This window comes from Bacteroides clarus YIT 12056, assembly GCF_900129655.1.
Lineage (GTDB): Bacteria > Bacteroidota > Bacteroidia > Bacteroidales > Bacteroidaceae > Bacteroides > Bacteroides clarus.
Genome location: NZ_FQWK01000004.1, coordinates 518166 through 544067 on the forward strand (window position 1 = coordinate 518166; position 25902 = coordinate 544067).

Consider the following 25902-nt stretch of genomic DNA (forward strand, 5'->3'; position numbering starts at 1 on the left):
TTTTATATTTCAAAAAGGTAGTAATAAGCGAATAAAACAATCATTTTTATTATTTCCCCGCAAGAATGCGAGAGCATTATATTACAATCTTTACGAATATAGCATCATATACTTTTAAATTGAAAGGGAAATCGTATATATTTGCACTGAATGAAAGCCGAAATAGAAATAAATAGAAAACAGATATCAATATAGATAAAAATCATCCAAAACGTCGTATATTTGCATTGAAATAAGACAAAAGGATATAGTCAACTGACCAAGTAAGTACAAAATGACAAGAAGCATAAAGTTTACCAAGATGCATGGCGCAGGAAACGACTACATATATGTAGACACTACCCGCTATCCTATCGAGAACCCGGAGAAACTCTCGAAGAAATGGAGCGCACCGCATACGGGAATCGGCAGTGACGGTCTGGTACTTATAGGGCGCTCCGACAAAGCCGATTTCAGCATGCGCATTTTCAATGCGGACGGTTCGGAAGCCAAGATGTGCGGCAATGCCAGCCGATGCATCGGCAAATACCTTTATGACTACAAGCTGACTTCCAAAACAGAAATCACACTCGATACCCTGTCCGGCATCAAGATTCTAAAACTACACGCGACAGGCGATAAAGTAGACACTGTAACCGTTGACATGGGTATTCCGTCTGACGAACCCGTGAACTATGACGGCAAGGGGAGCAAGCCGATGACAGAACATCCCATCGAAATAGACGGCATACGCTATACGGGTACTACCGTATCCATGGGAAACCCGCATCTGGTAATCTTCGTGAACGACATTACGAAGGCAGACCTCTCCTCTATCGGCCCCAAACTGGAGAATCACCCTCTCTTCCCCGACCGCATCAATGTGGAGTTTGCCCAAGTATTGGAAGAGGGAAAGATAAGGATGCGCGTATGGGAACGGGGTTCGGGCGTCACCCAAGCCTGTGGAACAGGAGCCTGTGCCACAGCCGTAGCCGCTTTCCTCACAGGACGTGCCGGAAGAAAATCAATCATCGTCATGGATGGAGGAACACTCACCATTGAATGGGATATAGCCACCAAGCACGTCTTTATGACGGGAGAAGCAACCAAGGTGTTCGAGGGAGAGATGGAGACGGATGAAGAATTATGAATGAATATACGCTTTTGTGCCACATGGCAATTCTTCATTATTAATTCATCATTATTAAATAATTAAACCAACAGAGATATGGCATTAGTTAATGAACATTTTTTGAAACTGCCCGGAAGTTACTTATTTTCGGACATAGCTAAGAAGATCAATACTTTCAGGATAACGCACCCTAAAAAAGAAGTCATCCGTCTGGGTATCGGAGACGTTACCCGTCCGCTGCCGCAAGTTTGCATCGAAGCGATGCACAAGGCAGTGGATGAGATGGCTGATGCCAAGACATTCCGCGGATACGGTCCTGAACAGGGTTATGACTTTCTGATTGATGCCGTTATCAAACACGATTACGCGACACGCGGCGTTCATTTCAGCCCACAGGAAATCTTCATCAACGACGGAGCCAAGAGCGATACGGGAAACATAGGCGACATACTCCGCCATGACAACAGTGTGGGAGTAACCGACCCTATCTACCCCGTCTACATTGACAGCAACGTAATGTGCGGACGCGCCGGCATATTGGAAAAAGACGGCAAATGGAGCAATGTAACCTATATGCCCTGTACGGCCGAAAACAACTTTATCCCCGAAATACCGGACAAACGCATCGACATCGTCTACCTCTGTTACCCCAATAATCCTACGGGTACTACCCTTACCAAACCCGAACTGAAAAAGTGGGTGGACTATGCCCTTGACAACGACACGCTTATCCTATTTGATGCCGCCTACGAGGCTTTCATCCAAGAGGACGATGTGCCCCACTCCATATACGAAATAAAAGGGGCGAAAAAATGCGCCATCGAGTTCCGCAGTTTCTCAAAGACCGCCGGATTTACAGGCGTGCGCTGCGGCTACACCGTAGTACCGAAAGAACTGACCGCCGCTACGCTGGAAGGTGAACGTATCTCCCTCAACAAACTGTGGAACCGCCGCCAATGCACCAAGTTTAATGGTACAAGCTACATTACCCAGCGTGCCGCCGAAGCCATCTACACCGCAGAAGGCAGACGGCAGGTAAAAGAAACGATTGACTACTATATGAACAACGCCCGCACCATGAAAGAAGGACTGGAAACATCCGGGCTGGAAGTGTACGGCGGTGTGAACGCCCCATACATCTGGCTGAAAACCCCGAACGGCATAAGCTCTTGGCGGTTCTTCGAACAAATGTTGTACGAAGCCAATGTAGTGGGTACTCCGGGTGTAGGCTTCGGGCCAAGCGGTGAGGGATATATCCGCCTGACCGCTTTCGGCAAACACGAAGACTGTGTGGAAGCCATGAAACGCATCCGCAACTGGCTGAAATAAAAGTGAAGAATATAAACATCCTACTATTTAATAGTTCAAGCGCAATACTATACTAACAGAACCGGACTGATCATCCGCAATTTTTCTAACTAAAAAGGTAAGAAGGTATGAAAACAAGAAACACAAAATTAGGAGTAATAGCAATAACGTTACTATCAGCTGCAATGCCTTTCACGGCAAAGGCACAGGACAAAGTAAAAGCATCCGTAGGCGCAGACATCGTAAGCGGCTACATCTGGCGCGGACAAGACTTGGGCGGTGTAAGCCTTCAACCCAACGCATCCATCGCCTATAAAGGTTTGTCTTTGGAAGCATGGGGATCGGTAGGTATTGAAAAGACAGATGCCGACGGTTACGATGCTAAAGAGTTCGACCTCACACTGGGCTACTCCACCGGTGGTTTTAGCGTATCAATCACTGATTATTGGTATAATACCGGAGCAGGTTACTTCCACTACGGTGCCCACAATACAACCCACCTGTACGAAGCCCAAGTGGGTTACGACTTCGGACCGGTAGCAGTAAACTGGTACACCAACTTTGCCGGAGACGACGGTGTCAAGGAGAATGGTGACAGAGCCTATTCATCCTATATCTCCATAGCCGCTCCGTTCAAATTGGGCGGACTTGACTGGACAGCCGAAGTAGGCGCCACTCCATGGGAAACGGACTTCTACGGAGCAAGCGGATTTGCCGTATGCGACGTCAGCCTCGGAGCTACAAAGGATATCAGGATAACCAATTCATTCTCCCTGCCACTCTTTGCCAAAGCTACTTGGAATCCCTGTTCGGAAAGAGCATACTTCGTAGTAGGATTAAGTTTTTAAGAACAATAAAACACTTAAGGTATGAAAAAGATTGAAGCTATCATCCGCAAAACCAAATTCGAGGAAGTGAAAGACTCACTCCTCGAAGCAGATATCGAATGGTTCTCTTATTACGATGTAAGAGGTATCGGAAAATCCAGACAAGCCCGTATTTACCGTGGTGTACTGTACGACACCAGTTCCATCGAACGTATCCTCATCTCTATCGTTGTACGCGATAAAAACGCAGAAAAGACAGTACAAGCTATCATCAAAGCCGCACAAACCGGCGAAATCGGCGACGGCCGTATCTTCGTCATCCCCATTGAAGACGCTATCCGCATCCGCACCGGAGAACGGGGTGACATTGCCCTCTATAATGCCGAACAGGAAAGATAACCGGCAGCACTCAACCCACAGGATTTTCATTGAGCGGCGTGCTCAGTGAAAAACAAAATACAAGTACAACTAAAAACCCAAAAGATTATGGACAAATATATGAAACGCAGTTTCACAAAACTGCGTACGGCCCTTGCTATACTCATAGCTTGCTGCCTCACAACAGATATGTATGCACAAACCGCCGTAGCTACGGATAGTGTGGCAACCGATACCGTCGCCCAGTTGGTTTCCGGTGTCAACACCGTCTGGATGTTACTTGCGGCCATGTTGGTATTCTTTATGCAACCGGGCTTCGCATTGGTGGAAGCCGGTTTCACCCGCACCAAGAACACCGCCAACATACTGATGAAAAACTTTGTGGACTTCATGTTCGGCTCACTTCTTTACTGGCTGGTAGGTTTCGGCATCATGTTCGGTTTAGGCGACTTCTTCGGAACTCCTCACCTCATGAGCCTGTTGTTCGATAGCAATGGCCTGCCCGACCCCGCTTCATTGCCTACCGAAGGTTTCCTCGTATTCCAAACCGTATTCTGCGCCACTTCCGCCACAATTGTTTCGGGAGCTATGGCAGAGCGTACAAAGTTTTCCATGTATCTGGTTTACACAATCTTCATCAGCGTACTGATTTATCCCGTTTCCGGGCACTGGACTTGGGGTGGAGGATGGCTGATGAACGGTGAAGCAGGTTCCTTCATGACGGAAACATTCGGAACTACCTTCCACGATTTCGCAGGTTCTACCATTGTACACTCTGTAGGCGGTTGGATTGCATTGGTAGGTGCAGCTATCCTCGGTCCGCGCATCGGCAAGTACGGCAAAGACGGCCGGTCAAAAGCCATCCCCGGACACAACCTCACCATTGCGGCACTGGGCGTGTTCATCCTATGGTTCGGATGGTTCGGTTTCAACCCCGGTTCTCAGTTGGCGGCAGCCACTACCGAGGATCAGGTAACTGTCTCGCTCGTATTCCTCAACACTAACTTGGCAGCTTGCGCTGGTGGTTTCTTTGCCCTGGCCGTCAGTTGGCTGAAATACGGCAAACCGTCCCTGTCACTCACGCTGAACGGTATTTTGGCGGGATTGGTAGGCATTACGGCAGGATGCGACGCCGTTGCTCCGCTGGGTGCGGTCATCATCGGCGCCATCTGTGGCGTACTGATGATATATGCCGTAGAATTCATTGACAAAGTACTGAAAATTGACGACCCCGTAGGCGCATCTTCCGTACACGGCGTATGTGGTTTCACGGGAACGGTACTTACCGGACTGTTCTCTACCAGTGAAGGTCTGTTCTACGGTGCGGGTGCGGGCTTCCTCGGAGCACAGATATTCGGTGCGGTAATTGTCGGACTTTGGGCGGCAGGTATGGGCTTCATCATCTTCAAAGTACTCGACAAGATACACGGCTTGCGTGTTCCGGCTCGCGTGGAGGAAGAAGGACTTGACATCTACGAGCACGGAGAGTCCGCTTACAACTAAAACAAGTTTTTTTATTCTATCATATATTTATAAACCAACAATTACAATTCTAAGGTATTATGTCAAAATTGAGATTCAGAGTAGTAGAGACGGCGTTCAAGAAGAAACCCGTTGCAGTGGCAGTCCCGGCGGAACGCCCGTCGGAATACTTCGCCAAGTATGTATTCAACAAGGAAAAGATGTTCAGGTATCTGCCGAGCAAGGTATATGCCAAACTGATTGATGTAATTGACAACGGTGCGCCGCTGGACCGCAGTATTGCCGATGAAGTGGCGGCGGGAATGAAGAAATGGGCGCTTGAGATGGGAGCCACCCACTACACGCACTGGTTTCATCCGCTCACCGAAGGCACTGCCGAAAAACACGACGCTTTTGTGGAACACGACGGCAAGGGCGGCATGATGGAAGAATTCACAGGCAAGTTGCTTGTGCAGCAGGAACCGGACGCATCCAGCTTCCCCAACGGCGGTATCCGCAACACGTTCGAGGCACGCGGATATTCAGCATGGGACCCCTCCTCTCCCGCGTTCATAGTAGATGATACACTCTGCATTCCTACCATCTTCATTGCCTACACGGGTGAATCTCTTGACTACAAAGCACCGTTACTCAAAGCACTGCGTGCAGTGGACAAGGCGGCGGTAGACGTATGCCGCTACTTCAACCCGGACGTAAAGAAAGTAGTGGCGTACTTGGGCTGGGAACAGGAATACTTCCTGATTGACGAAGGCCTTTACGCCGCCCGCCCCGACCTGTTGATGACCGGCCGCACACTGACCGGACACGATAGTGCCAAGAACCAACAACTCGAAGACCACTACTTCGGCGCCATCCCTCCGCGTGTGGCAGCCTTTATGAAGGAGTTGGAAATCGAAGCGTTGAAACTCGGAATCCCCGTCAAGACCCGCCACAACGAGGTAGCTCCCAACCAATTCGAGTTGGCTCCTATCTTCGAGGAATGCAACCTTGCAGTAGACCACAATATGCTCATCATGGCTCTGATGCGCAAGGTGGCACGTAATCACGGCTTCCGAGTACTGTTACACGAAAAGCCGTTCAAAGGTGTCAACGGCAGCGGCAAGCACAACAACTGGTCGTTGGGTACGGACACGGGCATCCTGCTCCATGCCCCCGGCAAACTGCCCGAAGACAACCTACGCTTCATCACCTTCGTAGTAAATACCTTAATGGCAGTCTACAAACATAACGGATTACTGAAAGCCAGCATCTCCAGCGCCACAAACGCCCACCGACTGGGAGCGAATGAAGCGCCTCCTGCAATCATATCCAGCTTCCTCGGCAAGCAGTTGAGCCAGGTTCTGGAACATATTGAGGAAAGCACTAAGGATAACCTCATCAGCCTCAGCGGCAAACAGGGCATGAAGCTGGACATTCCACAGATACCCGAGCTAATGATAGACAACACCGACCGAAACCGTACCAGCCCGTTTGCCTTTACAGGCAACCGCTTCGAATTCCGCGCCGTAGGTTCGGAAGCCAACTGCGCCAGCGCCATGATTGCCCTGAACTCCGCTCTTGCCGAGCAACTGGTAGAATTCAAGAAGGATGTAGACAAACTTATCGGGAAGGGTGAACCGAAGATTTCGGCTATCCTCGACGTTATCCGCAAATACATCAGGATATGCAAGCCCATTCACTTCGACGGTAACGGCTACAGCGACGAATGGAAAGCCGAGGCCAAAAAACGCGGTCTGGACTGCGAAACCAGTGTACCCCTCATCTTCGACAACTATCTGAAGCCCGAAAGCATCCGTATGTTCGAGTCTGTAGGCGTAATGACGCAAAAGGAACTGGAAGCCCGCAACGAAGTGAAGTGGGAGACCTATACCAAGAAAATTCAGATTGAAGCCCGCGTGCTCGGTGACTTGGCGATGAATCACATCATTCCCGTAGCCACTCAATATCAGACGGATTTGATAGACAATGTCTACAAAATGAAAGACCTCTTCCCGGCAGAGAAAGCTGCAAAACTGTCTGCCAAGAATTTGGAACTCATCGAAGAGATTGCCGACCGTACCACCTTCATCAAGGAACATGTAGATGCCATGATAGAAGCCCGCAAGGTTGCCAACAAGATTGAATGTGAACGCGACAAAGCCATCGCTTATCACGACAACATCGTACCGATGATGGAAGAAATCCGCTATCACATCGACAAGTTGGAACTCATCGTTGACAACCAGATGTGGACATTACCGAAATACAGGGAACTGTTGTTTATAAGATAAAGAGCTATTTCAGACATACAAACTCTGAAACCGGAAATTATCTATTTCTTTTGTTGGTTGTTTTAAGTTTGCAGGGGAAAGGAGTGCCGTGATGGTAGTTCTTTCCCCTTTTTTATCCGGCAGACAGCAGCCTGAAGAGGAAAACAGATTATCTTTGTCCCCAATTACAAATAAACACATTATGAAAGACCTGCGTACACGCCATACAGCATTGCTGCTGTTTACATTCTTGCTGGCATCGGTATCCTTATCCGCACAGACCGGCTTACAGCAGAAACTAAGTGAGATTTCCGCCATAACGGAAACCCAACCGTTGGAATCTACCGAGTTTTCGGAGAAGTATGTAACCTATTTCACCCAGCCGCTCGACCACCGGCATCCCGAGAAAGGAAGTTTCCGCCAGCGGGTTATCGTGGCGCACGCGGGCTTCGATCGTCCCACGGTCATTATAACCGAAGGGTATGGAGCCGCCTACGCGCTCAAGCCCCAATATCGCGAGGAACTTTCCAGGCTCCTCAATGCCAATATGGTATTTGTGGAATACCGCTATTTCCTGGAATCCACTCCCGAACCCAAAGACTGGCGATACCTTACAGCCGAAAGTTCCGCCGATGATTTGCACGCGGTAACAACCGCATTCAAAAACATATATCCCGGAAAGTGGATTGCTACCGGTATCAGCAAAGGCGGACAGACCGCCCTGCTCTACCGCACATTCTATCCGGACGATGTGGATGTATCCGTTCCTTATGTGGCTCCCCTCTGCTACGGAACAGAGGACGGCCGTCACGAACCGTTCCTCAAAAAAGTGTCTACGGATGAAGACCGTAAAAGAATTACCGACTTCCAGCTGGAAATCCTGAAACGCAAAGCGGCCTTACTCCCCCTTTTCGAGAAATACTGCACCGAACAGGAGTATAAGTTCCGTGCTCCTATCGAAGAGATATACGACTATTCGGTACTGGAATATTCATTCGCGCTCTGGCAATGGGGTACTCCCGTCGGCAGCATCCCGCTACCCACAGCCACCGACGCAGAACTCATAGCCCACCTGCTGGCCATCAGCGACCCGTCCTATTTCACAACCGACAGTACCAACGCCTCTTTCTTCGTACAGGCCGCACGCGAATTGGGCTATTACGGCTACGACACCCGTCCTTTCAAAAAGTATCTCTCCATCAAGTCCGGCAAAGGCTACCTGCATCGCCTGATGCTTCCCGAAGAACTGAAAGATATGCCTTTTGACAAGACACTCAGTAGGAAGATTAAGGGATTCCTGCAAAAGAACGACCCGAAAATGATATTCATCTACGGTGAAAACGATCCCTGGACGGCTGCCGGAGTTACCTGGCTCAAAGGGAAAAAGAATATTCACGTATTCATTCAGCCGGGCGGCAGCCATCTGGCACGCATCTCCACACTGCCCGAAAAGAAGAAAGAAGAAGTGATGAAGCTGCTAAACGAATGGTTGCGGTAAACGCACCCGTTCTTTCGCAGCATCCTGTTTCTGCCGCATAAGGGAAAAGACACAAACGGAAAAGGGCTGCCTCAGCGATTGAGACAGCCCCTTTTATATCAAACATACCACTCTTACCACTCAAGGAATTTTCCCCTCTCCCTGCGTTTCTGCAACTCTTCTTTCAAGAAGCGCTGACGGTCTTTGGCGATATAGCGGCGGGCGAATATATTGGGCACAGCCACCCCTAACGCGATGCAGAGAATAATCAGCGAAGCATTGATACCGTTGGACACAGCCACCGTCACCTCACCTACCACTCCGTGCATATTGATGAGGGCAACCAGCGCACGATACATCAGCACCCCCGGAATCATCGGAATGACAGAGGGAATGGTCAGCACGTGATTGGGCACATGAAACCAGTGGACGGCTTTCACCGCCACCAGGCTCACCACCATAGCTCCCGTAAAAGAGCCGATGACAGGACCGAGCCCCAACTCGAAGTTGACAAAGTTACGCGTACATACGGCAAGGATTCCCCCGACGGCAACCACCCACAACAGACGGCGCTGGATATTGAATATCATGGAGAAACCCATCGCGGATATGGCCGCCGCAATGGCGTATATATAATAAGGATCGTGCGGAACCATGCTCAGTTCGCTGAACTTCTTGTCAATCACCACATCTTCCATAGCCAGCAGGCGCATGGCTATCACAATGCCGAAAGCCATGGCACACACCATCAGCACCGTATTGACGGCACGCACGATTCCCACCTGTATGTAATTGTCAATCATGTCGTCCACAAAGTTTATAATAGGCACTCCCGGCACGATGAACAGCGCGCAAGCCAGCAACGGATGATACGGAGTTCCCGACAGCCCTGTAAAAGTAGTGATGTAAGCAAGGCAGGTGGACACCAATGCCGCGATGGCGATACTCATATATAGATTGATGCCGAACTCCACGCAACGCGCGCGAACACGAAAACCGGCAAAAGCGGCGATAGAGGCGAATAAGAAAGCGATCCAGTCGCCGCCGAACAGCTTACAGAAACCGCCGCAGGCAAACCCCGCTCCGATGGCGACGAGATAGGGAGTATAGTTCCGCTTCTTTCCTTTTATCTTCTCCAATTCTTCCTCGTAGCGGTCGAGCGAATAATCCTCTTCGATGGCACGCCAGGAAAGCTTGCTGATTTCGGAAATGGCCGTCATGTTGATGCCGTGCTTCTCGCACTTCTGAAATTTGGAATAAGAATGCGATTCGTCACTCAGGTTCACCACCAGCATTGTATAAGTCACGTCAATGTGAAGATTCTCCTCGGGTAGTCCCAAATAAGCCGCAACCCGCTGCATATTACGCACAATGCGATTGGTATCGGCAGCACTCTCCACTAATATTTTCCCTGTGCGAAGCAATAAATCAAGCTTCCTGCGCAAAATAATTTCTTGCTCAACCATTGTATTATCCATCAAAAATTCTACTAACTACTATCCTGTTTTTTACCTATCCTTAAAGAGGAGTGCAAAGATAGGCAAAATATAGAAAAGAATTTCATATCTCATCGGAAACCCATACCTTTGCACACATTTTTAGAGAAGGGAAAAACAACAGACCGGACTTTCATCATACTCCCAAAAACAAAAGCTGATTGATATGGAAATATTTTGGAACACTATCGCGCAATATAACGAAAACACCTGGTGGGCGCAGATTATCATTACCGTAGCAGGCGTCCTGCTGACCGCACTGCTATACCGCAAACCCACCGTCCGGGTAAAACGCTCCATGAAAATATATATGGTATTCCTCAACGGCTGGATAGCGTCGGTGTACTATCTGATGTACTGTGACACACGCAGTTATCACCATGTACTCGCCATCTTTTGGGGAGTAATCGCCCTGATTTGGCTATGGGATTTATTTACCGGTTACACCCCGTTCGAGCGCAATCCCAAATACCGTGTACTGGTGGGAGTACTTTATGCGATGCCCTTCCTCTACCCTCTCCTTTCGTGGGCGCGCGGCATGGAGTTCCCGATGATGACGACAACGGTGATGCCCTGCTCGGTAGCCGCCTTTACCATCGGACTGCTGCTGGCATTCTCGCGCAAAGTCAATCTGCTCGTCATCCTTTTCCTCTGCCATTGGGCGCTCATAGCCTTTTCCAAAGTGTATGTGTACAAGATACCCGAAGACCTGCTGCTTGCCAGCGCCACCGTACCCGCCATCTATCTGTTCTTCAAGAACTATGTAGCCCAAAACCTGCATAAAGAAACGAAACCGGGCGCACGCCTCATGAATTGGTTTCTGATTCTGATTTGCATCATCATCGGGGTATTCCTGAGTATCACCCTCTTCCAAGAAGTAGGAAAATAAACGAACCTGCATCGCCCGTATCCGTCCTATGGGATAAAAAAAATCATCCCGTGATATGAAATAAATCATCTCACGGGATGAATTTTTCAGTCTCGTGAGACGAATATTTTCATCCTGCAAGACGGATTTTTCATCCTACCTTATCATTTTTTCCTGCCTTGATTTGCCACGGCTTCCATCAGTTTCCTGATTTCTTCGGGGTCGCCCAGGAAGTAATCGTTCGTCAGGTTCAGTTCGTCATCAAACTCAAACACATACGGTACGGCCGTAGGCAGATTCAGATGCACAATCTCTTCATCCGACAGATGCTTCAGATGCTTGATAATGCCACGCAGGCTATTGCCATGAGCCACGACCAACAGTTCATCGGCCGTCTTCAGGCTTGGGAAAATGACGCATTTCCAATACGGCATGATACGGTCAATCGTATCTTTCAGCGATTCGGTACGCGGCAGCTCCCCGTCGGGCACTTCCCGGTAACGTTCTTCAAAACGCGGGTTGCGCGGGTCGTCTTCCGCCAGCGCGTGAGGGGCGATGTCATAACTGCGACGCCACACCAATACCTGCTCGTCTCCATACTTGGCGGCGGTCTCGGCTTTGTTCAGCCCTTGCAGCTGACCGTAATGCTTTTCGTTCAGCCGCCATGACTTCTCTACCGGAATCCAATCCTGATTAAGGCGGTCGAGCACACAATTCAATGTCTTTACGGCACGTTTCAAGTAAGACGTATACGCCTTTTGGAAGCGGAAGCCTTTCTCCGCCAGCAGTTCACCCGCCTTCAGCGCCTCGGCAACGCCCTTTTCCGTCAGGTCTACATCCGTCCATCCCGTAAAACGGTTCTCTTTATTCCATGCACTCTCGCCGTGGCGGAGTAAAACAATCTTTTTCATCTCTGATAATCTCCTTTCTGTTTCTACTAAGAACACGCATTCATCACCGCTTGTTCATATAACGGCGCATCATATACACCAATAATATCATAAATGCCACCCACACCATACTGATGACCGGCAAATAACGGTTGTACACCAACTCACCGTCCTGCGGCACGTGATTGAACTCGCAAAGTATGCAACGGCAGGCCGGATTGGCGGCATCATGCGAGAAAAAAGAAAATACCAGAATAGCCACCCCTGCCAACAACATCATCAAAGCCACCCATACCACCCACTTGCCGGCAGATGCGGAACGCGGATGTGGCGAAGCGGAATGCGCGAACTTAACCATATAGCTTACCCCTTTTATATTGTTGCGCAAAGTTCCCGCGTTTTGAGAAAATTAACAATACCTACTTTTCATCAAAAAGCATCCCAATCTCCCTATTTATAGGTAGATTTAACATCCGTAACGACACTGCGAGTTAACCGGAAATAGGGAGCCGCACCGGCAGAAAAGCCCTATAAATAGGTATTTCACCAAAGCCCGTAAAGCCTTTACTTTGCAGCGAACAAATTAATACTTTAGTCAGAATGAAGAAAACAGGTATTTTTTATGGTTCCAGTACCGGAACATGCGAAGACTTGGCTAATCAGATAGCCGATAAAATGGGAGTGGCCGCATCCGATGTGTACAGCGCGGACAAATTGAGCGCCGATTTGGTAAAAGAGTACGATTTGCTGATTTTAGGTACATCCACCTGGGGGGACGGCGAATTGCAGGATGATTGGTACGACGGCATAAAAGTATTGAAGTCGGCCGATTTGTCTTTCAAGAGTATCGCCCTGTTCGGCTGCGGCGACTCCGAATCCTATTGCGACACCTTCTGCGACGGAATGGGCATCCTGTACGAAGATTTAAAAGACAGCGGGTGCAGCTTCATCGGAAATAAGGTCGGCACGGACGGATATTCCTTCTCTTCCTCTATCGCCGTAGTAAACGGCGCCTTTGTAGGACTTGCCCTCGACGAGGTAAACGAGAGCGATAAAACCGCCGAACGCATCGACAACTGGACGGCAGAGCTTAAGAAGCATATTTAGGCATATAAAAAAACAGACCATCCGCTTACCCGAAACGGATGGTCTGTCTGCATCAAACAGATGATGCGTTTAGTGCTGACAGATGGTGCGTTTGCATGAAACGCACCATCTGTTTTGTTATCTCATCTCAAATGAACCAGCGAACATAGCAGAAGTCCTGACGATGAGGCAGTTCCGCATTCTTCGGGAACATACGGTAAGCTACCTTGAAGCTGCCTGCGTTCTCCAACTTATGTGTCACCTGGAATGTGTAGAGGTCGCCCTCTTTCTTCACTACATTGAACGGCTCTACCGAGTAAACGTGTTGCTTACCGTCCTGAGCGGTATAAGTAGTCACCAATTCCAGACCGATGGCATCGTTCAGGCCTTTCTCGTCGATAACGTAAGTAATCGTGTATTCCTTACCGCTTTCGATGGAACCCTTAACCAGTTCTTCCGTCTTTTCGCAAGATACTACTTCGATGCTGTCCCACTTGGCGACAACCTCTTCCTTCCATGCAGCGAGTTCCTTGGCTTTGGCATAGTTGTTGGCAGCCAACGCCTTAAAGCGTTTCGCTTCTTTTGTATAGAACTTGCTATAATAGTCATCCAGCTGACGCTTCATTGTGTAATGAGGCGCAATCTGCGCGATAGAATTCTTGATGGTTCTAATCCAGCCTTCAGAATATCCCTTCTTGTTGCGTGCATAGTACAACGGCAGGATTTCCTGTTCGAGGATGCTGTAAATGGTAGCGGCATCCAATTGGTCTTGGTATTCCTGGTTCTGGTAAGTACGTTTTTCCGTCAACGCCCAACCTGCACCTTCACGGTAGCCTTCCAACCACCATCCGTCGAGTACGGAGAAGTTTACAACACCGTTCATCAACGCCTTTTCACCGGAAGTACCGGATGCTTCGAGCGGACGTGTCGGAGTGTTCAACCAGATATCCACACCCGATACGAGGCGGCGTGCCAACTGCATATCGTAGTTTTCGAGGAAGATAATCTTACCCAGGAACTCGGGACGGCGGGAGATTTCGATGATTCTCTTAATCAATCCCTGACCTGCGCCGTCATGCGGGTGAGCCTTACCTGTAAACAGGAACTGTACCGGATAATCGGGGTTGTTCACAATCTTAGACAGACGGTCCAAGTCGGTGAACAGCAAGTGCGCGCGCTTGTAAGTAGCGAAACGACGTCCGAAACCAATCAACAGCGCATTCGGGTTAATCTTGTCCAACAGAGATACAACGCGTGAAGGGTCGCCCTGGTTGTTCAACCATGTCTTGCGGTATTCCTTGCGAACGTAGTCAATCAGTTTATTCTTCATGGCCATGCGCGTCTTCCATATCTCTTCGTCGGCTACATTATAGATAGCTTCCCAAATCTTAGGATTGGACTGGTCGTACCAGAAGTTCTCGTCGAAGTGCGCCGCATAAAGCTGTTTCCACTCCGTCGCGCTCCATGTGGGGAAGTGTACGCCGTTCGTAACGTAACCAACGTGCATTTCTTCCGGGAAGTAACCTTTCCAGATGGGAGCAAACATTTCCTGGGAAACTTTTCCGTGCAACCAGCTTACACCGTTCACTTCCTGAGAAGTGTTGCAAGCGAAGACTGACATACAGAAGCGTTCGCCCTTGTCGCCCGGATTGTTACGGCCGAGGTCCATAAGGTCGTCCCAAGTGATACCCATTCTTGAAGGATAACCGCCCATGTACTTGCCGAAGAGGCCTTCGTCGAAGTAGTCGTGACCGGCAGGAACCGGAGTGTGTACGGTGTACAAAGAAGAAGCGCGTACCAACTCGATAGCCTGGTCGTAAGTCAGACCTTCGGCCACGTAGTCGCAGATACGCTGTACGTTAATCAGCGCCGCGTGTCCTTCGTTGCAATGATATACGTCTTTCTTGATGCCCAGTTTCTTCAAAGTAAGAATACCGCCGATACCAAGCAGAATTTCCTGTTTCAGACGGTTCTCCCAGTCACCGCCATAAAGCTGGTGAGTGATGGAACGGTCGAACTCGCTGTTCATTTCATTATCCGTATCGAGCAGATAGAGTGAAACACGACCTACGTTGACTCTCCAGAGGCAAGCGTGTACGTAATAATCCAGATAAGGAACGTCTACAACAACTTGGTTGCCGTTTTCATCCAACACGCGGTCGATGGGCAACTGACCGAAGTTCTGGGCTTCGTAGTTGGCAATCTGCTGTCCGTCCATAGCCAATGTCTGAGTGAAATAGCCATAACGGTACAGGAAACCAACGGCGCACAGGTCTACGTTGCTGTCGGAAGCTTCTTTCAAATAGTCACCGGCAAGTACACCCAGACCACCGGAATATATCTTAAGCACATGATTCAAACCGTACTCCATACTGAAATATGCAACAGAAGGACGATTGCTATCAGGTTTTACATCCATGTAATTGCGGAATTTGGAATATACGTCTTCCATTCTGCGCAAGATAACCTTATCTTTAGCAAGTGCCTCAAGCTTGGCATAGCTCATACGTTCTAACAGCAGGACAGGATTCTGTCCGACTTCTTTCCAGAGAGCAGGGTCAAGGTCTTTAAACAATTCGGTAGCCTCATAATTCCATGACCACCAAATGTTACGTGCAAGTTCGGATAATTTCTCCAATTCAGCAGGGATGTGAGATTTAACGTTCACATCTTTCCAGTTTGGAGTGTTTACATTACTAACTTTAATCTTCATTGTATGATTACTTGATTGATTAATATAATAAATTCTTTTTCGGTTAAGCCAGCTGACGTTTCATCGCATTGCGCAAGGCAAGGTCGTAGGCTTCATAATAATATTGTATGAAATGCTTCCATAAAGCCTGCTCCGCCACTTGGGCGGCACGCTTACGGATTTCTTTAATTTCCGCATCGGTCTTTGTAGAGAACAAGGCTATGGTGTCCTTAATACCGTCCGCCACTTCGGAATAGTTATAGTCCGAACGGTGAAGCACCTCTACTCCATCGTTAATGCCATGCTGGTTCTTGAGGCTGTTCACCCAAAGTCCGAATCCGGCAAGGTCTGTCGTAATGGTCGGCACGTGGAAAGCCACGCTCTCCAACGGGGTATATCCCCAAGGTTCATAATAAGAAGGATAAACGCTGAGGTCTTCTCCTAACAACAAATCGTAGTAGTGCTTGTTGAGGATACCGTCTTTACCATCCTGATAGCAGGGAACGAAGATTACTTTTACCTTATCCTCAGGACGATTGCCCATACCGAGGTATTTCAGCATATCCAACACCTGGTCGTGCGTCATGTTGTGCAGCCAATGTGTGATGAAAGGTACTTCCAAAGGAGTGGTATAGTGCTCGTCTTTCTTTTTCAGACGCTGCTGCAAGTCTTCGCGGGGGTCGCCCACCCAACTGGGCACGTTGACGAAAGCCAGCACTTTCTTTTTCAGGTTCTTATCGCGGTTCAGGCGGTTCAATGATTCCAGGAATACATCGATACCTTTGTTCTTGAACTCGTAACGGCCGCTGGTTCCGACAATAAGCGTATCATCATCAAACTCCTGTCCCAACAGGCAGTTTGCCACACGCAGCATGGTAGAACGTGCACGCTTGCGCTTACCGGTAAAGGTAGAGCCTTTCGGAACGAAATCGTCTTCGAAACCGTTCATAAGGACTACGTCGGCAGGCTTGTCAAGCAGTTCTTTACACTCGTTATTGGTGATTTCACTTACGGTAGTGAAGCAATCCACGTAATGGGCGGCCTGCTTTTCGATGGAATGCTTGGATTCCATATTCAGCTCCTGCGCCATCTGATCGCCGTTGTAAGCGAAAAGATAATCGTATAGCGGTTTGTTGTTGCCTGCGATAGAACGGCCTATCGAGGTGGCGTGTGTGGTAAATATCGTAGCAATTTCAGGAACGGCGGTCTGCAAATAAAGCGCAGCCATACCCGTCATCCACTCATGCGCCTGAAATACAACCTTGTCCGTTTCCGTCAGGTTATACCGATAAAAGCTCTCCACAACCTTTCCTGTGGCGTATGCAAACATCGAGGCTTCATCGTAGTCACCGTATGCGTGCAGTGAATCCACTTGATAGTGTTCCCACATTTCCGCATAAATTTCATTCTTTTGCGCAAAGAAAGGTTGGAAGTCAACCAATATGACGATAGGCTCACCCGGAATGTTCCAGCGACCTACGCGAACAGAAAGGTTATCTTTTTCAATAGCATATTTCTTCCATGCGGCACAAAGGTTATCGGACTCGATAAATAAGGGATTCTCTTTTCCTTGCCAGAAGTCCGGACCAACAAAAAATACTCTATCACGGAATTTTGTCTGCAAAGTGTTCGCTCTGGTAGACAAAACTGTATAGATACCGCCTACTTTATTACATACTTCCCAGCTCGCTTCGAAGATGTAATCGGGGGTAAGTAGTTCTTTAACCATATATGTTATAATCTCTTTATCATAATTACGGCTGCAAAAGTACACATTATTCTTTGAAAAATAGCCTTTTAATCGAAAAAACTGATTAAATGTATATAAACAATCGTTTGCATAAATGTTATAGTTAACGACAAAAGCCCGCCAATACGGGGAAACGAGAGGATTACCACCGAAAAGAAAAAAAATGCAAGTCACGACGAAATGTAGGGAAAAAACGGAAGAAGTTACAAAAAAGCCCCGGAACTTCGCATGGATGTTCCGGGGCTTCCTGTCTTTAAAATATTCCTTATGCAGTCAGTGCGCTACCAATCAAGAAAGTCGCAGCCAAAGCTACGATAGCGTAAAGTTCGGGGAATACGGCGAGAATCAGCGTATTGCTGAATACGTCGTGTCCCTGGCCGATAGCGGCGATACCGTTAGCGCAAACCTGTCCCTGACGGATAGCGGAGAACAACGCTACCAATCCCAAAGCAATACCCGCACCCAAAATAGCGGCAGCCTGAATGGCTGTCATATCCGGAGTGAGAAGGCCGAAAATAGTCTGGAACATAAAGTAACCGGCAAAACCATACAAACCCTGAGTACCGGGAAGCGCTGTCAATACCAGGAAGTTACCGAACGCACCGTCATTCTTCTTCAATGCGCCGATAGCTGCATTACCGGCAATTGTCACACCGTAGGCGCTACCGATACCAGACAAACCAACCATCACTGCAATGCCAATATAGGCAATCAATAAATTCATTTCCATAATCTTATTCGTTTTTTATTGTTTATATTTTTATTTGTTTCTCTTAATGAAGACCGCCCCGTTTACAGGCAACCTTATTTTCCATTTTTTAATTTTTAATTCTTAAATCTCAATTTTTAAACGGCTTGTATTCCTTACCGCCGCCTTCGTATCCGGAGTTCTTAAAGAATTCCACAAAGGTCAGACGCATGGGATGAACCATTGCGCCAAGCACGTTCATAAAGATATTGATAGCATGGCCGATAACGAATATCAGCACCATCACAATCGGTCCCGCAATGATATTATCGGGGCTCATACCTACCGCGAGGCTGTTGAACACACCCGCAAGGATACCGCCCGAAAGTCCGAGGGCAAACAGGCGTACATACGACAGTACATCACCGAGCAAGCCCGTAGCCATATTGTAGGAATCCCAGAATCCGAGTCCGATATTGAGGAATATGTTCTTTCCCGGACTGTTGTAGAGGAATATCATGGCTGCCGACACCCCGAGGATACACAAATGTACTGTACCGCCCAACGGCATAACTTCCGGCAACAGCGCTCCTACTCCGCAGGAAACCAATAATATAATCCAGCCAATCGTAGCCACGGCATACTTGAACCCGAACTGAATGCTCTGGTTTACAGCTTTCAGCACCATACCGAACAGAATCTGTACCGCACCGAGTATCAATGACAATTGGAACATATCGTTATTGTCCATGAACAAGGTTTCTTTCATCTTTTGGAAGAAAGGCAGGTTGATATCGTAGATATTCGCTCCGAAGAATGTACCTGTCAGCAATCCGCAGAAGAATGTGGATGCGGCCAATACCTGTATCAATGAGAGGATGGGTTTCATCGTCGCGCTGATATTCTTAGCCAGCAGACGATACAGGGTTGCTCCGAGGAACAGGAACAATCCGTAACCGGAGTCTCCCAAACACAAGCCGAAGAACAGCATAAAGAAAGGTGCGAAGAACGGCGTCAAGTCCAGTTCGTTATACTTGGGCAACATATAGAGCTTGCATATCGGCTCGAACCAGGCGAAGAAACCTTTGTTATTCAGCTGGATAGGCACGTTATCGCCCGGTACGGGAGATGTAACCTCATAGTACACATGCTGCGCATCGAGCCATGCCGAAATATCTTCTGTCTTGGAAGCGGGCGCCCAGCCTTGCAGCAACATCAGTTTTTCTCCTGCCGTAGCCTCCGTATTCAGCATTACTTTGGAGAATTCCATGTCGGTGTTCACCTCTTTCAAGGCTGCACGCAACGACGGGATTTCTTTTTCGGCAAGCGCTTTCAGTTTCTCCTCGTTATCTGCCAAAGCATGTTCCGTCTCGTCACAAAGAATCTGTACGCGCTCCAATGAATAAGGCGGCAGCTTTGCCTGTTCTGCGTCCAAATCTATTTCTGCCGCATTCTTGGTTACGGTAACAAAATAGACGCGAGAGGACAGACGGCTGATAACCATCGCATTATAGGTGTCTTCCCATGTTTCGTCATAATTGCCTTCCGAGCAACTGTAAAAGCCTACCGTCAGTCCGGCATCGCGCAGACGCGACAGACTTGCAGGTTCAAAATTGCCCCAAGGTTCCAGCGCAACTTTTTCTTTCTGGTAAGCTTGCAATTGCTGTTGCAATTTATTCTTTTCAGCTTGCAGCTCGTCCACCTCGTTCAGCACTTCCAAACCGCGGGCAGCCGAAGCAGGTGTTTCAGCTACCGCCGATTTGACGGGCTTCAACGCTTGCAACAGTTTTTCCGCAGCCTGCAAACGGCCGGACAAGCGAATGCTATCCTGCAACTCCGTATTGTCGGCAACGCCTTGCTGCTTTTCAGCCACGTGCACTACACCGAGGTCGCGCACGCCGTTCAGGAATGCTTCGTACTCCTTATGATATACAAGGAACGTGAGCTTCTTCATTTTTGTAATCATGCTTCTGTCTCCTTCCTTTTCTCTTGGTGGGACTTCATGATTTTCTGCGACGACTTGGAGAGGTTCTCCTCGTCTTCCATAAATCGTTTGATTTTGCGCAGCGCATCCTGATAGCCCGGAATCTGTACTTTCTCAAAAAGATTCACCTTTTGGGTGGTCTTCTTACGCGCATGTTCCAATAAGTTCAGCTTGGCGACGGTAAATTCCCGTTCAATAGCCGTATGTGCCAGTTCTTTGAGCAAATGCAACCCGTCTGCATACCATTTGGGCGCATTGAACAAACTGTAAGGACGTATCTCGAAATCTACGTTTTCGAGTAACGGCACTCTTACACCGGCAATCTTCTTTACGCCAAGATGAACGTCGTTAACCTTTATCAATGAGGCATCAAACTCATTCCAAAGGGCGAACATGGCTTCATAAGCTTGGATTTCCTTTTCCAACCTCGCATCCAGCGCGGCAGCATCGGCTTTGCAGCGCTTCACTTCCATACGCAGGGCGCTCTCCTTGTTCTTAATGATAGGAAGCGTACGCACACGTACTTTCAGTTGCTTTTCCAACTGCTGGAGCGACGTTTTATTATATTGAAACTTAATAGCCACTTCGTTAGTGATTAATGATTAATGATTAAGTGATTAGTTTTCCGCTTTAGGCCAGAATTCATCCACGAGTTCTTTCTTGATGTTCACTTCTTCCGGACGGAAATACTTACCGAACAAGCTCCAGGCTACGTCGAGCATTTCTGTGGTATCGAGGTTGACATCAATGGCCAGCAACTGGTTGGAGTAGTCCTTGGCAAAGGCAAGAGTACGTTCGTCGTAGTTCGTCAGGTCGAAACCGTTTTCAAGTTTTGTCTTGGCATTGGCGGCATCAGCATACAGACGTACGGCGGCATTCATCACCTGCGGATGGTCTTTACGGGTCTTCTTACCTGTAACGAGCTGTTTCAAACGGGACAATGAACGGAACGGGTCAACGATAACCTTACCGATGTCACTGTCACGGCGAAGGAACAACTGACCCTCAGTGATATAACCCGTATTATCGGGCACAGCGTGCGTAATATCACCACCGGACAAGGTAGTTACGGCAATAATCGTGATGGAACCGCCGCTGGGGAACTGTACCGCTTTCTCGTAAATCTTCGCCAAATCCGAGTAAAGCGAACCGGGCATAGAGTCTTTGGACGGAATCTGGTCCATACGGTTGGACACGATAGCCAACGCATCGGCATAAGAAGTCATATCCGTAAGCAATACCAATACTTTTTCATTATTGTTTACCGCAAAATATTCGGCCGCAGTCAATGCCATATCCGGAATCAGCAGACGTTCCACAGGCGGATTTTCAGTTGTATTCATGAAGCTGACGATACGGTCGAGTGCGCCTGCATTGGAGAATACGTTTTTGAAGTACAGGTAGTCGTCATTCGTCATACCCATACCGCCGAGGATAATCTTGTCGGTTTCCGCACGCAAGGCTACATTGGCCATCACCTGATTGAAGGGCTGGTCCGGGTCTGCGAAAAACGGGATTTTCTGTCCGGACACCAAGGTATTGTTCAGGTCGATACCTGCGATACCGGTTGCAATCAGTTCGGAAGGTTGCTTACGACGCACCGGGTTCACGGACGGACCGCCAATTTCCACTTCCTGACCTTCGATAGACGGACCGCCGTCGATAGGATCACCAAAGGCGTTGAAGAAACGTCCGGCAAGCTGGTCGCTCACTTTGATTGTAGGAGCCTTGCCCAAGAACACTACCTCTGCATTCGTAGGAATACCTTCGGTACCCTCGAAAACCTGCAAAGTCACATCGTCACCGGCAATCTTAACCACCTGGGCCAACTTGCCGTTTACGGTTGCCAGCTCATCATACCCTACCCCCGTAGCTTTCAGCGAGCACGTGGCTTTCGTAATCTGAGTAATTTTAGTATATATTTTTTGAAATGCTTTTGTTGCCATCTTATTATTTATGCTTTACGTTCTTCAATCAATTCCTGCAACTGTTTGTAGAAATTGCCATACTCCTCTGATTTGAATTTCGAGTAGTTCATCTGTTTGCAGATGTTAATCATCTTCTTGAAGTAATCCATTACCTCGTTGAAGTTGTCGAACTCAAATTCCGTATGGCAGATATCAATTACCATGTTGAGAATTTCTTCCTGACGCTCCATAGGAGTTACGGCATCAATCTCGTCGAAAGCATCCTGCTGCAGGATTACAAAGTCAATCAATTCTGATTTCCAGAAGATTACGTGGTATTCCACAGGTACACCGTCATCACCCAGAATATTGATTTGTTCCGCAATTTCCTTACCGCGTTGCAGGCGGGTCTTCACTTCATTCACTTTGCCAATCCATTCACCGTTGATGCGTTTGGCTATATAATCCTCAAATTCGGGATATTCGATATATTTGGAATACGAATCAATCGGATTTACGGCAGGATAACGCTTCTTATCCGCACGGTCTTGCTCAAGAGCGTAGAAACAACGGGCTACTTTCTTGGTATTCTCGGTTACCGGTTCTTTCAAGTTACCGCCGGCAGGAGATACCGTACCGATAAACGTAATAGAACCGGTTTCACCGTTATTCAGCTTCACGTATCCGGCACGGCCGTAGAAGTTGGAAATAATAGAAGACAAGTCCATCGGGAATGCGTCGGGACCAGGCAACTCTTCCATACGGTTGGACATCTCGCGCAATGCCTGAGCCCAACGGGAAGTAGAGTCGGCCATCAACAATACTTTCAATCCCATACTTCGGTAGTATTCCGCAATCGTCATGGCTGTGTACACAGATGCTTCACGGGCGGCTACCGGCATGTTGGAAGTATTGGCGATAATAATAGTACGCTCCATCAATTTACGGCCTGTATGCGGGTCAACCAGTTCGGGGAATTCCGTAAAGATTTCCACAACCTCATTGGCACGTTCACCACAGGCGGCGATGATTACAATGTCAGCTTCAGCCTGTTTGGAGATAGCATGCTGAAGCACCGTCTTACCCGTACCGAACGGACCGGGGATAAATCCCGTACCGCCTTCTACAATCGGATTAACGGTGTCAATCACACGTACACCCGTTTCCAACAATTTGAAAGGACGCGGTTTTTCCTTATAGTTCGTCATGGCACGTTTCACAGGCCATTTCTGAATCATATTCACCTTGACATCATTACCTTCCTCGTCAGTCAAAACGGCAATTGTATCCTCAATACCGTAATCGCCCTCTTCCACGATAGACTTCACGGTACATACACCCTTTTGCTCGAAAGGAACCATAATCTTCAGTGGCTGAAAGTTCTCATCCACTTGTCCCAGCCATGCAGCGGCTTCCACTTGGTCGCCAACCTTTGCCAAAGGTACAAAATGCCATTTACTTCCTTTATCCAACGGATACGTATATTGTCCGCGCTTCAGGAAAACGCCATCCATTTTATCAAGGTCATTTTGCAGACCGTCATAGTTTTTAGAAAGCATACCGGGACCTAATGTCACTTCGAGCATATGTCCGGTAAACTCAGCTTCGGCTCCCACCTTCAGTCCACGGGTGCTTTCAAACACCTGTACATAGACCTGAGTGCCTACCACTTTAATAACCTCCGCCATCAATCTGTCTCCGCCGGTCGAGATATAACAAATCTCATTCTGTGCCACGGGGCCGTCAACGACGAGGGTTACCATGTTGGCTATTACGCCACTAACAGTTCCTTTTGTTGCCATATAATTATGTAATTTATTTTATCTGAATTCTGCGGGTATCTGCACTTCATCCTTCAATGTAGCGATAATACTACGGAACAGCTGACTACCCTTTTCTTTATCCAATGCAATCCAACGCTCTATCATTTCGAGCTGTAACAGGAATACGAACAAACGTTCCACTGTGAAATAGTCAAAGAAAGTAGTTTCTTCCATCCAATTCCACCGTAATTGGTCTATCTTTTTCTCCCGTTCCACCAGTTCTTCCGTCTCACTGATTTTCACCAGCTGATCCAGCCACTCCACTTCACCGCTTAATCCGAAATCTCGAGCACCGGATGTGCGCAGAGCTTCACAAACTTCCGTATCTCCCACTATCAACGGAGCTACATCCATTTTAAACTTCCTTGCCGTCAGCGCGACCAATACATTATTAATCACAAGATTAAAACCGAACCATGCAGATACAAACTTATTTTTGCATTCCATGGCATAGGCATAATAAAGTGCCGCCAAACGATCTTCATGCAAAAATTCATCTTCAACGGATAAGCTGAAATATTCGGAAATAAAAGTAGACAGATAAGACGGGAACACGCGATCAGCCAACTCACCGCCTTCTTTCAGCAATGAGATATACTCAGCCAATTCTTCCGCCGAGTAGTTTCCCCGCTTATCAATCGCAGCGTCTTTATCTTTCAATAATTTCAAGACATTTGCATTGTCGAATTGAAGATAAAACAAGTCTATCAACTTTTTATCATCCTCAGACAAAGCCGGATACAATTCCGTCTTGAAATCAGCTACCGTATAGCTCAATTTGCTATCCTCTAAAGTAAGTTCTGGCAAACCGGCTACCAAGTAATAATATTTACTCATAATCCTGTGGGGAATTAAAACAGCATTTCCACTAATTGCGGACGCAGGAATTCTTTGAAGTAATTCATAAACTCTTCTTCACCAAAGTTCACTTTGTAAGAACCGTCCGCCGGCGAGACAGAGAAAAGAGTCTTGTTTCCATTTACTTGCTCAATCTTTACACCCTTATCCAATAAAGCTTTTGCTTGAGCGGTGAAGTACTTTTTCAAATCGTCCGCATCCGATGTAGAGATCACAATAGGTTCATTGGCACTCCATTTAGACGCTAATGCTACAATAAAAGCGTTAAGGAAATCTTTATTTGCGGCAAAAGCTTTCACATCAGCATTTATAATCTTGTCCGTTACCAAAGTAGCGATTTCAGATTTCAAGGCATTCACAGCCTGACCGGCAAACAGTTTTAACTCTGATTTGGTATTCTCCGCCAACTCATCGGCAGACTTACGCGCGGTAGCCACAATAGAGTCAGCCTCTTTCTGCGCATTCTCTACAATTTTCTTGGCTTCTTCCTGAGCTTTTAAGATAAGCTTTTGGGCTTCTTCATTACCTTTTTCCACCCCTTCACGATAAATCTTATCAGTTAGCTCTTGAATCTTGTTTTCCATATTTTACAGGAGTTATTATATGATTGATTACAATATTAATTGCATGATTTTTCTCAGTCCTTATTAGATTCACGCCAAAATTACGAAAAAGCATTTGATATCAAACAAGAAGAATGAAATAAAAGTAACCCATTTTCCTAAAAAACATCGTTTTTCACCAATTTTGTTCTGTAAAGATAACGATAAGATAACAAGGAAAGAAGAAATAAAGGCTATCCCCGGAGAACCGCCATATGAAAATCCCCCTAGAGAAGTCCCCTCAATGGGGATACATTCCGGCAACCCCGCTCCCCAAGGGACAAAAACAATAAAGCCCCCGTATCTTCCTATCGATACGGGGGCTTCTCTAAAAAAAACGGCGACTACCTACTCTCCCACTGTTACGCAGTACCATCGGCGTGACTGAGCTTAACTTCTCTGTTCGGAATGGGAAGAGGTGGAACC

At 47.7% G+C, this 25902-nt stretch carries 21 protein-coding genes and 1 rRNA gene; 9 read left to right on the forward strand and 13 right to left on the reverse strand.

What is annotated here, in order from left to right; genetic code table 11:
• Positions 1 to 274 precede the first annotated feature (274 nt).
• The 7 genes from dapF (at position 275) to BUB52_RS09540 (ending at position 8853) form a co-directional block, all read left to right on the forward strand.
• The gene (gene dapF / locus BUB52_RS09510) at positions 275 to 1129 is read left to right on the forward strand and encodes a diaminopimelate epimerase (RefSeq protein ID WP_009123326.1); all 855 of its coding nucleotides are present in this window, start codon (positions 275 to 277) and stop codon (positions 1127 to 1129) included.
• Between the two features lie 78 nt (positions 1130 to 1207).
• Positions 1208 to 2440, forward strand: coding sequence for an LL-diaminopimelate aminotransferase (locus tag BUB52_RS09515; protein WP_009123325.1), 1233 nt, complete (start codon positions 1208 to 1210; stop codon positions 2438 to 2440).
• Between the two features lie 107 nt (positions 2441 to 2547).
• A complete protein-coding gene (locus BUB52_RS09520) occupies positions 2548 to 3267 on the forward strand; it encodes a hypothetical protein (RefSeq protein ID WP_005656739.1) in 720 nt (239 codons plus the stop codon).
• Positions 3268 to 3288: 21 nt separating this feature from the next.
• Positions 3289 to 3645, forward strand: coding sequence for a P-II family nitrogen regulator (locus tag BUB52_RS09525; RefSeq protein WP_005656741.1), 357 nt, complete (start codon positions 3289 to 3291; stop codon positions 3643 to 3645).
• Positions 3646 to 3732: 87 nt separating this feature from the next.
• Positions 3733 to 5127: an ammonium transporter gene (locus tag BUB52_RS09530; RefSeq protein WP_039951210.1), complete on the forward strand. Its 1395-nt coding sequence runs from the start codon at positions 3733 to 3735 to the stop codon at positions 5125 to 5127.
• Between the two features lie 59 nt (positions 5128 to 5186).
• A complete protein-coding gene (locus tag BUB52_RS09535) occupies positions 5187 to 7376 on the forward strand; it encodes a glutamine synthetase III family protein (protein ID WP_009123323.1) in 2190 nt (729 codons plus the stop codon).
• A 181-nt stretch (positions 7377 to 7557) separates the two neighbouring features.
• Entirely contained in the window at positions 7558 to 8853 is a 1296-nt protein-coding gene (locus tag BUB52_RS09540) for a S28 family serine protease (RefSeq protein WP_039951201.1), read from the forward strand.
• A 113-nt stretch (positions 8854 to 8966) separates the two neighbouring features.
• Here the strand turns inward: BUB52_RS09540 and BUB52_RS09545 are convergent, their stop codons facing one another.
• Positions 8967 to 10310, reverse strand: a complete 1344-nt coding sequence (locus BUB52_RS09545; RefSeq protein ID WP_009123321.1) for a threonine/serine exporter family protein — start codon at positions 10308 to 10310, stop codon at positions 8967 to 8969.
• A 184-nt stretch (positions 10311 to 10494) separates the two neighbouring features.
• Between BUB52_RS09545 and BUB52_RS09550 the strand changes: the two genes are divergently transcribed.
• Positions 10495 to 11217, forward strand: coding sequence for a DUF6064 family protein (locus BUB52_RS09550; protein ID WP_009123320.1), 723 nt, complete (start codon positions 10495 to 10497; stop codon positions 11215 to 11217).
• Between the two features lie 143 nt (positions 11218 to 11360).
• Here the strand turns inward: BUB52_RS09550 and gpmA are convergent, their stop codons facing one another.
• Both gpmA and BUB52_RS09560 read right to left on the reverse strand, forming a co-directional pair.
• A complete protein-coding gene (gpmA, locus tag BUB52_RS09555) occupies positions 11361 to 12107 on the reverse strand; it encodes a 2,3-diphosphoglycerate-dependent phosphoglycerate mutase (RefSeq protein ID WP_009123319.1) in 747 nt (248 codons plus the stop codon).
• Between the two features lie 43 nt (positions 12108 to 12150).
• Positions 12151 to 12444 (reverse strand): hypothetical protein, encoded by a 294-nt coding sequence (locus BUB52_RS09560; RefSeq protein WP_009123317.1) that lies wholly within the window; start codon positions 12442 to 12444, stop codon positions 12151 to 12153.
• A gap of 242 nt (positions 12445 to 12686) precedes the next feature.
• Between BUB52_RS09560 and fldA the strand changes: the two genes are divergently transcribed.
• Entirely contained in the window at positions 12687 to 13193 is a 507-nt protein-coding gene (gene fldA / locus BUB52_RS09565; RefSeq protein WP_009123316.1) for a flavodoxin FldA, read from the forward strand.
• Between the two features lie 127 nt (positions 13194 to 13320).
• Here fldA and BUB52_RS09570 read toward each other — a convergent pair whose 3' ends face one another.
• The 10 genes from BUB52_RS09570 to rrf form a co-directional block, all read right to left on the reverse strand.
• Positions 13321 to 15885 carry a glycosyltransferase family 1 protein gene (locus BUB52_RS09570; protein ID WP_009123315.1) on the reverse strand — a complete coding sequence of 855 codons (2565 nt, stop codon included), beginning with the start codon at positions 15883 to 15885 and terminating at the stop codon, positions 13321 to 13323.
• A 43-nt stretch (positions 15886 to 15928) separates the two neighbouring features.
• Positions 15929 to 17593: a glycogen/starch synthase gene (locus tag BUB52_RS09575; RefSeq protein WP_009123314.1), complete on the reverse strand. Its 1665-nt coding sequence runs from the start codon at positions 17591 to 17593 to the stop codon at positions 15929 to 15931.
• 286 nt (positions 17594 to 17879) lie between these two features.
• On the reverse strand, positions 17880 to 18344 hold the full coding sequence (locus BUB52_RS09580; protein WP_009123313.1) for a V-type ATP synthase subunit K: 465 nt from the start codon (positions 18342 to 18344) through the stop codon (positions 17880 to 17882).
• A 109-nt stretch (positions 18345 to 18453) separates the two neighbouring features.
• Positions 18454 to 20268 carry a V-type ATP synthase subunit I gene (locus BUB52_RS09585; RefSeq protein WP_009123312.1) on the reverse strand — a complete coding sequence of 605 codons (1815 nt, stop codon included), beginning with the start codon at positions 20266 to 20268 and terminating at the stop codon, positions 18454 to 18456.
• Positions 20265 to 20870, reverse strand: a complete 606-nt coding sequence (locus tag BUB52_RS09590; RefSeq protein ID WP_004291183.1) for a V-type ATP synthase subunit D — start codon at positions 20868 to 20870, stop codon at positions 20265 to 20267. The genes BUB52_RS09585 and BUB52_RS09590 overlap by 4 nt, the downstream gene beginning before the upstream one ends.
• A 33-nt stretch (positions 20871 to 20903) precedes the next feature.
• Positions 20904 to 22232: a V-type ATP synthase subunit B gene (locus tag BUB52_RS09595; protein WP_009123311.1), complete on the reverse strand. Its 1329-nt coding sequence runs from the start codon at positions 22230 to 22232 to the stop codon at positions 20904 to 20906.
• A gap of 8 nt (positions 22233 to 22240) precedes the next feature.
• The gene (locus tag BUB52_RS09600) at positions 22241 to 23995 is read right to left on the reverse strand and encodes a V-type ATP synthase subunit A (RefSeq protein ID WP_009123310.1); all 1755 of its coding nucleotides are present in this window, start codon (positions 23993 to 23995) and stop codon (positions 22241 to 22243) included.
• Positions 23996 to 24013: 18 nt separating this feature from the next.
• A complete protein-coding gene (locus tag BUB52_RS09605) occupies positions 24014 to 24853 on the reverse strand; it encodes a DUF2764 domain-containing protein (RefSeq protein ID WP_009123309.1) in 840 nt (279 codons plus the stop codon).
• 14 nt (positions 24854 to 24867) lie between these two features.
• Entirely contained in the window at positions 24868 to 25458 is a 591-nt protein-coding gene (locus tag BUB52_RS09610; protein WP_009123308.1) for a hypothetical protein, read from the reverse strand.
• 353 nt (positions 25459 to 25811) lie between these two features.
• A 5S ribosomal RNA gene (rrf, locus tag BUB52_RS09615) occupies positions 25812 to 25902 on the reverse strand; the annotation flags it as partial.

Coding starts and splice junctions, on each gene's coding strand:
- dapF (WP_009123326.1), top strand. CDS start 275: ATGACAAGAAGCATAAAGTTTACCAAGATGCATGGCGCAGGAAACGAC.
- BUB52_RS09515 (WP_009123325.1), top strand. CDS start 1,208: ATGGCATTAGTTAATGAACATTTTTTGAAACTGCCCGGAAGTTACTTA.
- BUB52_RS09520 (WP_005656739.1), top strand. CDS start 2,548: ATGAAAACAAGAAACACAAAATTAGGAGTAATAGCAATAACGTTACTA.
- BUB52_RS09525 (WP_005656741.1), top strand. CDS start 3,289: ATGAAAAAGATTGAAGCTATCATCCGCAAAACCAAATTCGAGGAAGTG.
- BUB52_RS09530 (WP_039951210.1), top strand. CDS start 3,733: ATGGACAAATATATGAAACGCAGTTTCACAAAACTGCGTACGGCCCTT.
- BUB52_RS09535 (WP_009123323.1), top strand. CDS start 5,187: ATGTCAAAATTGAGATTCAGAGTAGTAGAGACGGCGTTCAAGAAGAAA.
- BUB52_RS09540 (WP_039951201.1), top strand. CDS start 7,558: ATGAAAGACCTGCGTACACGCCATACAGCATTGCTGCTGTTTACATTC.
- BUB52_RS09545 (WP_009123321.1), bottom strand. CDS start 10,310: ATGGATAATACAATGGTTGAGCAAGAAATTATTTTGCGCAGGAAGCTT.
- BUB52_RS09550 (WP_009123320.1), top strand. CDS start 10,495: ATGGAAATATTTTGGAACACTATCGCGCAATATAACGAAAACACCTGG.
- gpmA (WP_009123319.1), bottom strand. CDS start 12,107: ATGAAAAAGATTGTTTTACTCCGCCACGGCGAGAGTGCATGGAATAAA.
- BUB52_RS09560 (WP_009123317.1), bottom strand. CDS start 12,444: ATGGTTAAGTTCGCGCATTCCGCTTCGCCACATCCGCGTTCCGCATCT.
- fldA (WP_009123316.1), top strand. CDS start 12,687: ATGAAGAAAACAGGTATTTTTTATGGTTCCAGTACCGGAACATGCGAA.
- BUB52_RS09570 (WP_009123315.1), bottom strand. CDS start 15,885: ATGAAGATTAAAGTTAGTAATGTAAACACTCCAAACTGGAAAGATGTG.
- BUB52_RS09575 (WP_009123314.1), bottom strand. CDS start 17,593: ATGGTTAAAGAACTACTTACCCCCGATTACATCTTCGAAGCGAGCTGG.
- BUB52_RS09580 (WP_009123313.1), bottom strand. CDS start 18,344: ATGGAAATGAATTTATTGATTGCCTATATTGGCATTGCAGTGATGGTT.
- BUB52_RS09585 (WP_009123312.1), bottom strand. CDS start 20,268: ATGATTACAAAAATGAAGAAGCTCACGTTCCTTGTATATCATAAGGAG.
- BUB52_RS09595 (WP_009123311.1), bottom strand. CDS start 22,232: ATGGCAACAAAAGCATTTCAAAAAATATATACTAAAATTACTCAGATT.
- BUB52_RS09600 (WP_009123310.1), bottom strand. CDS start 23,995: ATGGCAACAAAAGGAACTGTTAGTGGCGTAATAGCCAACATGGTAACC.
- BUB52_RS09605 (WP_009123309.1), bottom strand. CDS start 24,853: ATGAGTAAATATTATTACTTGGTAGCCGGTTTGCCAGAACTTACTTTA.
- BUB52_RS09610 (WP_009123308.1), bottom strand. CDS start 25,458: ATGGAAAACAAGATTCAAGAGCTAACTGATAAGATTTATCGTGAAGGG.